We start from the raw sequence: 9,970 nt of genomic DNA, 5'->3' as shown, positions 1-9,970 counted from the left end.
ATCAGGAGAACTGTCATGGACAACCCGAGCCCGCGCGCGGACGAAGGCACGGCGCTGCGCCGTGCCACCCGGACCATCAAGCAATTACGCGCCCAGCTGGCGCAGCAGGACGCGAGCGGGCCGATCGCGGTCGTCGGCGCCGGGCTGCGGCTCGGCGACGGAGTGGGCGATCTCGACGCCTACTGGAGCGCGCTTGTCGAGGGGCGAAACCTCATCTCGGACATGCCGTTCCATCGGCGCTGGCCCTTCGAGGACGAGTGGGACATGCTGCCCTCGCGCGGCAGCTTCATCGGCGACGCGCTCGACTTCGATCCGGAGTTCTTCGGCATCAGCCCGCGTGCGGCGCAGGCCATCGACCCGCAGCACCGGCTGCTGCTGGAGGTGTCCTGGGAGGCGCTGGCGCACGCGGGCATCGATCCCGCCGTGGCGCGGGCGGAGATCGTGTCGGTGTTCGTGGGGATCACCGGCCGCCACGACTACGCCGACTGGGCCCGGCAGCAGACCGACGCGCACTGGGCACTGGGCAACGGCCACAGCTTCGCCGCCGGGCGCATCGCCTACACCTTCGGATTCACCGGTCCCGCCGTGGCATTCGACAGCGCCTGCTCCTCGTCGCTGGTGGCGATTCACCACGCGGTCGGATCGCTGCGGCGCGGCGAATCCGATATCGCGCTGGCGGGCGGGGTCAATCTCGTGCTGTCCCCGGGCTCGACCCGGGCGATCAACCACACCGGATCCCTTGCGCCCGATGGGCTCTGCAAGACCTTCGACGCGCGGGCCAACGGCTACGTGCGCGGTGAGGGCTGCGCGATGATCGTGCTGAAACGGCTCGCCGACGCCGAACGCGACGGTGACCGGGTGCTGGGCGTGATTCACGGCACCGCGATCAATCAGGACGGCCGCTCCTCCGGCTTCACCGCACCGAACGCCGACGCGCAGCGCCGGGTGATCGAGGCCGCGCTGGCCGATGCCCGCCGCACCGCGGCCGACATCGGACTGCTCGAAGCGCACGGCACCGGGACCGCGCTCGGCGATCCGATCGAGGTGAACGCGATCGTCGCCGCCCTGGGTGCTCGAAACGGCGGCAGGACACTGCACGTGGGTTCGGCCAAGGCCAATCTCGGCCACCTCGAGCCGGCCTCGGGCGTGGTCGGCCTGCTCAAGGCGCTGCTGTGCCTGCGGGAGCGCACGGTCCCGCCGGTGGCGAACTTCCACACCCTGAATCCGCGAATCGAGCTGGAAGGCACGGCCGTCCGGATCTCCGGGAACAGTGCGGCCTGGTCTCTCGACGAGTCGGGCGCCCTGGCCGGGGTGAGCTCCTTCGGCATCATCGGCACCAACGCGCATGCGATAGTGGGCCCGCCCCCCTCCCACACCCCCGCCGTCACCGAGGTGCCACGCCCCGCCTGGAATCGGGTCACCTGCGTCCCTTCGTTCCTCGGCACCGCTCCGCGCGCCACCCCCGCCCTGCGCTGACGCGCCCCGACTCGAAAGGCGCTGCCGCAGTGTCGACTCCACCGGATTTCTCGTCAAGTGCCGAGCTTGCCTCTGCCGCACCGGCCACCGCTTCGAGTGCCGAGTTCGTGCCCGACCCCACGGGCTCCGCTCCACGTGCGGAGGGTGCGCCGGCCCCCGTGGATCCGACCGCGAGCTCGGGACGGGTGCCTGCCCCGCGCACCGCGCGTTCGATACCCGTCGGCCCGAAGCTGTTCCCGCTGTTCATGAGTTCCTACCCGCCCTTCCTGTTTTCCGGTGTGCGCGTGCGCGAGGTGGCCCCCGACTGGACCGCCATCCGCGTCACCCACCGCGTCCGCCCCTGGAACTGCAACGTGAACCGTTCCGCCTTCGGCGGCACCCTCTTCGCCATGACCGACCCCTTCTACGCCGTGATGGCGGGCCGTCAGCTCGGCCCCGGCTACCGAATCTGGAACACCACCGGCTCCATCGACTTCCTGGCGCCCGGCCACGGCACCCTCACCGCGACCATGGTCTTCCCCGCGCGGGAACTCGATGCCATCCGCGCGGTCACCGCCACCGGCGAGAAGTCGGTCACGACCCACACCACCGAAATCCTCTCCGCGACCGGCACTCTCGTGGCCCGCGCTACCCAGTCCCTGTATATCCGCCGCAGCACGCGCTGAGCTGCGGCCTACGCTGTCGAGGTGAAGTTCACCACCGATGTCGAGCGTGGCGCCCGGCTCCTGGCCCGCGCGGGTGAGCACGGTCCGGGAGCGGTCGCCGGCACCGGTTTCGAGGCCTACGCGCGAATCCTGCACCCGGTCGAGGCGACCCGCCTGGACGCCGCCGTCATCGACGAGTGGGGACTGCCCGCGGTTGTGGCGCAGGAGACCTGGCCGTGGGCCGAGGTCGCCGCACGCAACGGCAGGGTCATGCATCCACTGGTGCAGTGGCGCAACCTGACCGACGGCGAATCCGAGGCGGCGATGTCGTTCGCCGACGGTTGGTCGGTGGGCCAGACCGTGGAGGGATGGTTCGACCCGAACCTCCTGGCCGCGCTCACCGTCCATCTCCGCGCGGCCACCGGGACGCCCGGGACGTTGACCGCGGGGGTCTGGAACGGCTTCGGCGACCTGCACGAATCCTCGGCCTTCCTTGTCGCGTCAACCGACGGCGATCCCGGACGCCTCGATCACGAACGCTCGCGCGTGGCCGCCGAACTGACCGCCTCGGTCACGCCGGAAGTCGCACGGGCGGTAACGAAGGGTCCCTTCCTGCGCTGGCCCGGCCGCGACCTCCTGCTGTTCGAAACCAGCCTCACCGAACTCGCCACCCCCGCCTGGGTCCACACGGCGGGCCTGGGCTGGACAGCGGACTTCCCCGGCGTCCTACCCCAACTGCTCTGGCCCGCCGACCACGCCTGGTCCGTCGCGAGCGAGATCGACTTCGACTCCACGATCGTCGCAGGCCCACGCCCCCTGATCGATGCGGTCTTGTCCGACAACCGTTTCGAGGCCTTCGAGGTAGCCGAGGATTCCGACCTGAGCTGGGACGGCGACACGATCAACCCCGCACCCCGGCACCGACTGGCTCGTTGTCCGGGGCCAGCCCGGTCAACACCCGGGAATGTACTCAGTTGAGCGTCTGGCCGATCACCAGCCCGGGCCCCAGGACACGGACTACCGCATCAGCGATAGGCGGGCAGGGATAGCCGCTTTCACCGTGTTTGAAGGCGACCGAGACGAACGTCTGGACCGGATGGACCGGGCCGTTGTCCGGAACCTGGAGCGTATTCGCCGCCAGCGGCCGGGACTGCGGGCGCGCCAGCGCGAAGCAGGTCAGCAGGATATTGGGGTTCTCGCCGCAGAAGTGGTTCAGCATTGCGGGATCACTGAAGTCGAGTTGATCGAAGACAATGGCGATGTCCTCGACCGCGTACGGGGCGTCGGCGAGTGCGGGTGTGATGTCCGTCCAATCGGTACCGGTGGCCAGCACCTTGCCCTTCTCCAAGGCCTGTCCCCACGGTGGCGGCTGGGTCGCTTCCCACTCGGTGCGATGGGCGGTATCGGTGGCCAGCTCGCCACCGACCGAGAGCGAACCGTCTCTGATCCGCCACCGGATGTCGCCGAGGATTCCGGTGTACGGCAATTCGGCGTTGGCGGAGAGGGTTCCGGCGACGAGGGTCCACGGCGGGCGTGCCACCTGAAATTGAAGCATGCTTGTCGCCAATTCGGCGAAGTCCGCCACGTCCGGAAGATACGCCTCGTAAGGGGCGAGAAATTGGTCGGTCCAGATACCCATTTACATACCATGTCAGGTGGGCCGCATACCGCGAGATCCCGCTGCCCGGCTTGGGCTGCAAGCCAGTCCCGTTTTCGCCCAAAAGCATTCACAGGAGTGCGGGGAGCACGGCTATCAGCGCCATCATGACGAACAGGACGAGGACGCCTACCACCAGTGAACTGAAGAAGTGCGCCAGAGTAGGGCGGGCCGTCTGATGGGCGAATGGCCGAGTGCGGCTATTCTTTTCCGTGGAGTCCGTCTTCAAGGCGATGGCCGTCGGCGTGACCAGCAGCGTGGCGAGGATGGCGACGATGATGAAGGCTTCCATCGTGATTTACCACCCCTCGCCGCCGGCGTGCGAGCTTAGCGCGCGCTCGGCCGGGCTGAGTAGCTGGTGAATTCCGGTCTTGCCGGGACCTCGAATTGCCGCTAGGGCAGGGAATTCGGCGTGCTGCGGGGGACCGGCCGAACCGGCGGAGCCCCATCCGTAGAACGGATGGGGCTCCGTGGGAAGCGTTGCTACGCCGGTGATTCGGCGTACCGGCGCATCAGATGACGAGGCACGAGCTGCCGCCGTTGATCCCGGTGCCGACCGTCAGCATGATGGTCTTCGAGTCGCCGTTCTGGGTCACCTGGATGGCGTGGGTGCCCGTGGTCGCCGGAGTCCAGTTCACCACATGGGTTTTCGGCTCCGAGGCGCCCTGGGTGGCGGCGAACAGGACCCCGTTGTCGTAGAAGTCCATGCCCGCGCCGGTGGCTCCGTTCGCGATCACCGAGTAGGTGCAGCCGGTGCCGAAGCCGTTGCTGAACCCGCCGCCGGCGATCACGACCCTCGCGCCGATCTCGGCCGACGCCTGCGGTGCGCCCAGCGCCACACCGGCGGCGGTCAAGGCGATCGCGGCCGACACGGATGTCCGGAGATTGCTCATCGAGTAGTACTCCTCAGATTGCAGCGGATGATCTCGGCAATGCTGCCAACGCGCAATCCCCGGCGGTATCGGACATTTGCCCCTTTTCGAGGGGCTGTCGCCGTCCGGCGTCGGACTGCTACGCGCCGTCGAGCGCCATGGATGTCACGGTGCGCGTGGCGCAGCCATCCGTCACGGGCTGTCCCGCCAGGCGTTCATCGATCCAGCGCAGCGTCGCGGCGGTCCCGGTGATCGCGAGAGCCACGTGCTCGCTCAACTGGTCTCGCACCTGGGTGATCCGCGCACCTGCCGCACACCACTGCGCCACCATGCGGTCGGCCTCGGCGATGGCGACGATCTCGTCGTGCACGGCGTTATAGACGAACATCGGCGGGGTCGCCGACTCCGGTTGGAACTCCCAGCTGTCGATCGAGGTCTGTATCTGGTCCATCACCTGGGAAAAAGGGATCGTCAGGTAGTCGTCCATGTTCAGCATCGCGTTCTGACCCACATTCGCCGTCACGCATTTGCTGTCACCCCGGGCCAGCAGCGCCTGCCCGGCAGGGGTCAAGTGGTTGCCGAAAGCCGTTGCCACCCGCGGATCGCTGCGCATCACACCCGGCAGCAGCGACGGCAGGAAGCCTGCGAACGGCCCGGCGTTCAAACCCTTCAGGTAACTGGCCAGTTGTGCCCTGCCCCCGCCCACGGCCACACCGACCAGCCGGACTTCGGGAGCGTAGGTCGGCTGGACCTGCGCGGCCCAGCCGGTGCCGAATCCCCCGCCGGAGTAGCCCAACGCGGCGACCGGCGTATCGACGCCGGACAGGGCGAGCGGCTCGAACCGCTCGGCCGCGCGCACGCCGTCGAGGATGGCGTAACCCGGTTGCCGCGCACTGAACAGCACGCCCTTCGGGCCCTCCCAATCGGGAACGGAGACGGCATGACCGGTCGACAGCACCTGCTCGATCGTCATGAGATCCAGACTGGAGTCGTACTGGTCCGGCGCCCCCTGTCGCAGCGCGACCGAGGGCGCGCACTGCGGCGCCGAGGCGTCGGTGGCGGCCTGATAACTGACCAGCCCCTTGATCTCCCCGCCCCGCGGCCGCAGCACGGTCGTCACGGTCGCCATGGGCAGCCCGTCGGCGTCGGTCGATCGATACAGCAGCTGCCACGCGTCGGCGTCCAGCGCCTGCGGCCCCATCGAGGCCACCTCGACCGGACGCGAATTCAACACGGTCCCCGGCGCTTTCGAGTCCCACCCCGTCGGCGGGGTGTAGAACGGGTCGCTCTGCAGGGTGACCGGCGAGTCGGCCCCGGCAACCGTCATCGGCGTACCAGCCACACACAACGCGGCCGAAACCCCGATCAAAACCGCGCGCAGCCGCCCCCGCCCCCCGTCCGAACGCGTTGCGCCACAGCCCGATACGACCCGATCCATCATCCGGAATTACCTCCCCTGCCGGGACCGCCGCCCGCGAATCCCCTGAAGCCAGCAGGCTACCCCGCCCCAATCGGTCATTTGTCCGATTTGGCGAAGAAGATCAATCCGCCCACCCCGGAAACGGGCGAAGCCCCACCCGCCGGAGCGGATGGGGCTTCCCGAGATCGTGTGCTACACAGACGATTTAGACGTCGTAGTAGAGCTCGAACTCGTACGGGTGCGGGCGCAGGTTGACCGGGGCGATCTCCTGGTTCCGCTTGATGTCGATCCAGGTCTCGATCAGGTCCTCGGTGAACACGCCACCCTCGGTGAGGTACTCGTGATCTTCCTCGAGCTTGTCGATGACCGACGCCAGCGAGGTGGGGGCCTGCGGGATGTTCTTGGCCTCCTCGGGGGGAAGCTCGTACAGGTCCTTGTCGACCGGAGCGAGGGGCTCGATCTTCTTCTTGATGCCGTCCAGGCCGGCCATCAGCATGGCGGCGAAGGCCAGGTACGGGTTGCCCGAGGAGTCCGGCGCGCGGAACTCGATGCGCTTGGCCTTCGGGTTCGAGCCGGTGATCGGGATACGCACGGCAGCCGAGCGGTTGCGCTGCGAGTACACCAGGTTGATGGGGGCCTCGTAGCCCGGCACCAGACGGTGGTACGAGTTCACGGTCGGGTTGGTGAACGCCAGCAGCGACGGCGCGTGGTGCAGGATGCCGCCGATGTAGTGACGCGCGATGTCCGACAGACCCGCGTAGCCGGCCTCGTCGTGGAACAGCGGCTTGCCGTCCTTCCACAGCGACATGTGGGCGTGCATGCCCGAGCCGTTGTCACCGAAGAGGGGCTTCGGCATGAAGGTGACGGACTTGCCCTGCTGCCACGCGGTGTTCTTCACGATGTACTTGAACAGCTGCAGGTCATCGGCAGCGCCCAGCAGCGAGTTGAACTTGTAGTTGATCTCGGCCTGACCGGCGGTGCCGACCTCGTGGTGGCCGCGCTCCAGCTCGAAGCCCGCGTTCTGCAGGTTGGTCGAGATGTCGTCGCGCAGATCGACGTAGTGGTCGTACGGGGCGACCGGGAAGTAACCACCCTTGTTGCGGACCTTGTAACCACGGTTACGGGTGCCGTCGAGGTTGAATTCCTTGCCGGTGTTCCAGGAACCGGAAACCGAATCGATCTCGTAGAACGAGCCGTTCATGCCCGAGTCGTAGCGAATCGAGTCGAAGATGTAGAACTCGGCCTCGGCACCGATGTAGCAGGTGTCGGCGATGCCGGTCGACTTCAAGTACTCCTCGGCCTTACGCGCGATGTTGCGCGGGTCGCGGGAGTAGGCCTCGCGGGTGAACGGGTCGTGGACGAAGAAGTTCAGGTTGACAGTCTTCGCGGCACGGAACGGATCCAGCCGGGCGGTGCTGAAGTCGGGGAGCAGCAGCATGTCCGACTCGTCGATCGACTGGAAGCCGCGCACGGACGAGCCGTCGAACGCGAGACCCTCTTCAGCCAGATCGGCCGTGAAGGCCTTCGCCGGGATCGAGAAGTGCTGCTGCACACCGGGGAGGTCGGTGAAACGAATATCGACGTACTCGACCTCCTCCTCCTTGATGTACTTGATGACCTCGTCGGCCGTGCTGAACGCCACTTAGTACTCCTTACGGATCGGTTCCCAGCCAGTTGGACTGCATGGGTTCGTCGCGACCAGACGGTATGGACGCGGTGTTTCCCCGCAATCAAGGCTGTGTTTCGCCAGTGTTACACGTACAGCTGGGCGGGTGTTCGGCGGTCTCCCACGGTGTGGAATTCGCCTCGACCGACCGCCGAGTGGCGTTCGACCAGCACCGATATCCTGCCACCGACCTCGGTCGAAGTGCAGGTAAGGGCCCCAAAAGATAGGGGTCTTATCGTGTCGCGCCCGGTCGCCGTGAGAATCCTCACCGCGCGCGGGCGCTCCGGTTACTTTCCGGTCACGCCGATGTACCCCTGTGTTTCGTAGCCTCGCATCGATCGCCGCGTCCCGCATCTCGGGCGACGCGTCCGTGACGCGTCTCTCTCAGTGGGATACCGCACGCCCGCACGGGTACCGGGGGTGCACGAGCGCCTTCGCGGGCCGAATAAGGTGGGGGCATGTCACGCATCACCGGCTCCTGGCTGTCCGGCCCGAACGGCGAACCCCGCGACGAGGCCCCCGGTGATTACCAGGGCAAGGATCTCGGTCTGCCCAAGTCCGGCGTCGGCGCGCTCGCCCCGATGGTCCGGCGCGTGCCCGCGTTCGTGCTCGACTGGTTCATCGCCCTGGGTCTGACCGCCATCATCGTGCGGCCCAACTCCGACGCGCTGATGGCCAAGTTCATCAGCAACTACCCGGATCAGGAGCTCCCCTCGCGCTTCACGCTCATCGCGGGCGAGCTGGTGAACTACAACATCTTCGTCTGGTTCGGCATCGGCCTGATCGGGGTCACACTATTCGGGTTCACGCCCGGCCAGTACTTCCTACGCATCCGCGTATCCCGCGTCGACGCCGACGCGCCGGTGGGTTTCATCCGCGCGCTCGTGCGTCAGCTCATCCTGATCTTCGTGATTCCGGCCCTGTTCACCGATGCCAACGGCCGCGGCATGCACGACCGCGCCACCGGCACCGGTCTGGTCTACAGTCGCTGAACCAGGCTGAGCCGCAGCTGAATTCCTTCGATGTTTTCCCTGACACCTGCGTGACCTGCGGGTCCATTCGGCGCTCGCGGATTAGAATTGCCGTGTTTGCGCCATAACTCCCGGTCCGGGTCTAAAAGTGGTGTTCAGGGGGACCTCTGTACGTAGCCAAGCGTTCACCGTGTGTTGTTTTGGGTCGGTATGGTGCAGGGCATCTGCCGTGGAGTGCTGCTCGAGCGCGCGCCACGGCAGATAGCTGTTGATGTGCTGATGGAGGATTCGATGGGCTCGACGAGCCATGAGGCTGCCGGCCGCCGTGCCGCGCGCGGATTCAGCCGGCGTTCGTTCCTGGCGACCGCCGGACTACTCGGTGTCGCGACCGCCGCCGCCGCGTGGGGCACCGGCGTACAGGCCGCCCCGGACAACGACGTGGCGCACACGGTCTTCGGCATCGATCCGCTGATCCGCACCGAGCGGCTCTACTCCGCCGCGCGCGGCCGCGACGTGGACATCGTCGCCATCCTGCCGCCCGGCGTCCCGCACGAGGGTCTGCCCATGTCGTTGCTGCTGCACGGGCTGCACGGCAACGCCCGCAACGCCGCCGTCGGCGGGCTCTCCGAGGTGCTCGCGGTCGCGGTCGCCGCCCGGCTCGTCCCGGCCTTCGGTTTCCTCGCCGTGGACGGCGGCGACAGCTACTGGCATCAGCGCAACGTCAACGACGACCCGATGCGCATGCTCACCGACGAGGTCCCGACCTGGCTGAGCGAGCGTCGCCTGGGCGGTCCGGTGGGCGAGCCGTTCGCCTGCACCGGCATCTCCATGGGTGGATTCGGCTCGCTGCTGTACGGTCGCCGGCGCAACGAGCGGGGTCGTCCGGCCAACGCGATCGCCGCGATCTCGCCGGGTCTGATCACCTCCTGGGACGAGATGAGCAAGCGCAACGCCTTCAGTAGCCACGAGGAGTGGACGGCGCTGGACCCGCTGCGCAACATCGATAAACAGGGTCCGGCTCCGACCGGCGTCTGGGTGGGCGACCGCGACAAGTTCGTCGAGGGGTGCCGGCAGTTCATCGGCGCCGCGCCGCTCGAGATCGGCCGCGTCAGCCCCGGCGGGCACACCGAGGAGTACTGGCGGACGATCACGCCCGAGGTGGTCGCGTTCCTCGGCAGGCATGTGCGCTGACCCGTACTGAGCGACCGTTAGGTTCGGTTCATCCGGAATTCCGGACCTTCCGGGCGTAGTCTGTCCGAGTATC

Annotated in this window: 10 protein-coding genes; 5 read left to right on the top strand and 5 right to left on the bottom strand. The window is 67.5% G+C overall.

Translation table 11 applies throughout. The features are described from left to right. Window positions 1-15: 15 nt before the first annotated feature. The 3 genes from ACFVBH_RS38315 to ACFVBH_RS38305 all read left to right on the top strand — a co-directional run bounded on the left by ACFVBH_RS38315 (window position 16) and on the right by ACFVBH_RS38305 (window position 3,098). Window positions 16-1,476, top strand: a complete 1,461-nt coding sequence (locus ACFVBH_RS38315; RefSeq protein ID WP_379010827.1) for a polyketide synthase — start codon at window positions 16-18, stop codon at window positions 1,474-1,476. A gap of 158 nt (window positions 1,477-1,634) precedes the next feature. Further along, a complete protein-coding gene (locus tag ACFVBH_RS38310; RefSeq protein WP_379010822.1) occupies window positions 1,635-2,141 on the top strand; it encodes a DUF4442 domain-containing protein in 507 nt (168 codons plus the stop codon). 21 nt (window positions 2,142-2,162) lie between these two features. Next, window positions 2,163-3,098 carry a hypothetical protein gene (locus tag ACFVBH_RS38305; RefSeq protein WP_379010817.1) on the top strand — a complete coding sequence of 312 codons (936 nt, stop codon included), beginning with the start codon at window positions 2,163-2,165 and terminating at the stop codon, window positions 3,096-3,098. Here the strand turns inward: ACFVBH_RS38305 and ACFVBH_RS38300 are convergent. The 5 genes from ACFVBH_RS38300 to glnA all read right to left on the bottom strand — a co-directional run bounded on the left by ACFVBH_RS38300 (window position 3,091) and on the right by glnA (window position 7,711). Next, complete coding sequence (locus tag ACFVBH_RS38300; RefSeq protein ID WP_379010810.1) at window positions 3,091-3,759, bottom strand: hypothetical protein; 669 nt, start codon at window positions 3,757-3,759, stop codon at window positions 3,091-3,093. The genes ACFVBH_RS38305 and ACFVBH_RS38300 overlap by 8 nt on opposite strands. 88 nt (window positions 3,760-3,847) lie before the next feature. Continuing rightward, window positions 3,848-4,069 carry a hypothetical protein gene (locus ACFVBH_RS38295; protein WP_379010804.1) on the bottom strand — a complete coding sequence of 74 codons (222 nt, stop codon included), beginning with the start codon at window positions 4,067-4,069 and terminating at the stop codon, window positions 3,848-3,850. 220 nt (window positions 4,070-4,289) lie between these two features. After that, complete coding sequence (locus tag ACFVBH_RS38290; protein ID WP_354984993.1) at window positions 4,290-4,670, bottom strand: hypothetical protein; 381 nt, start codon at window positions 4,668-4,670, stop codon at window positions 4,290-4,292. A gap of 118 nt (window positions 4,671-4,788) precedes the next feature. Continuing rightward, window positions 4,789-5,976 carry a lipase family protein gene (locus ACFVBH_RS38285; RefSeq protein WP_379010790.1) on the bottom strand — a complete coding sequence of 396 codons (1,188 nt, stop codon included), beginning with the start codon at window positions 5,974-5,976 and terminating at the stop codon, window positions 4,789-4,791. A gap of 298 nt (window positions 5,977-6,274) precedes the next feature. Continuing rightward, the gene (gene glnA / locus ACFVBH_RS38280) at window positions 6,275-7,711 is read right to left on the bottom strand and encodes a type I glutamate--ammonia ligase (protein ID WP_354984995.1); all 1,437 of its coding nucleotides are present in this window, start codon (window positions 7,709-7,711) and stop codon (window positions 6,275-6,277) included. Between the two features lie 482 nt (window positions 7,712-8,193). Between glnA and ACFVBH_RS38275 the strand changes: the two genes are divergently transcribed. Both ACFVBH_RS38275 and ACFVBH_RS38270 read left to right on the top strand, forming a co-directional pair. Further along, on the top strand, window positions 8,194-8,727 hold the full coding sequence (locus ACFVBH_RS38275; RefSeq protein WP_354984996.1) for an RDD family protein: 534 nt from the start codon (window positions 8,194-8,196) through the stop codon (window positions 8,725-8,727). 171 nt (window positions 8,728-8,898) lie between these two features. After that, entirely contained in the window at window positions 8,899-9,897 is a 999-nt protein-coding gene (locus ACFVBH_RS38270) for an alpha/beta hydrolase-fold protein (protein ID WP_354984997.1), read from the top strand. Window positions 9,898-9,970 lie beyond the last annotated feature (73 nt).

It is taken from the genome of Nocardia sp. NPDC057668, from assembly GCF_042799795.1.
Lineage (GTDB): Bacteria > Actinomycetota > Actinomycetes > Mycobacteriales > Mycobacteriaceae > Nocardia.
The sequence above is the reverse complement of the archived record's forward strand: the minus strand, read 5'-3'. Positions and strand labels throughout refer to the sequence as shown.

Excerpts from the sequence above, each read along its gene's own strand:
- ACFVBH_RS38285 (WP_379010790.1), bottom strand. The coding sequence starts at position 5,976 with ATGACGGTTGCCGGGGCCGACTCGCCGGTCACCCTGCAGAGCGACCCG.
- ACFVBH_RS38295 (WP_379010804.1), bottom strand. The coding sequence starts at position 4,069 with ATGGAAGCCTTCATCATCGTCGCCATCCTCGCCACGCTGCTGGTCACG.
- ACFVBH_RS38315 (WP_379010827.1), top strand. The coding sequence starts at position 16 with ATGGACAACCCGAGCCCGCGCGCGGACGAAGGCACGGCGCTGCGCCGT.
- ACFVBH_RS38290 (WP_354984993.1), bottom strand. The coding sequence starts at position 4,670 with ATGAGCAATCTCCGGACATCCGTGTCGGCCGCGATCGCCTTGACCGCC.
- ACFVBH_RS38300 (WP_379010810.1), bottom strand. The coding sequence starts at position 3,759 with ATGGGTATCTGGACCGACCAATTTCTCGCCCCTTACGAGGCGTATCTT.
- ACFVBH_RS38275 (WP_354984996.1), top strand. The coding sequence starts at position 8,194 with ATGTCACGCATCACCGGCTCCTGGCTGTCCGGCCCGAACGGCGAACCC.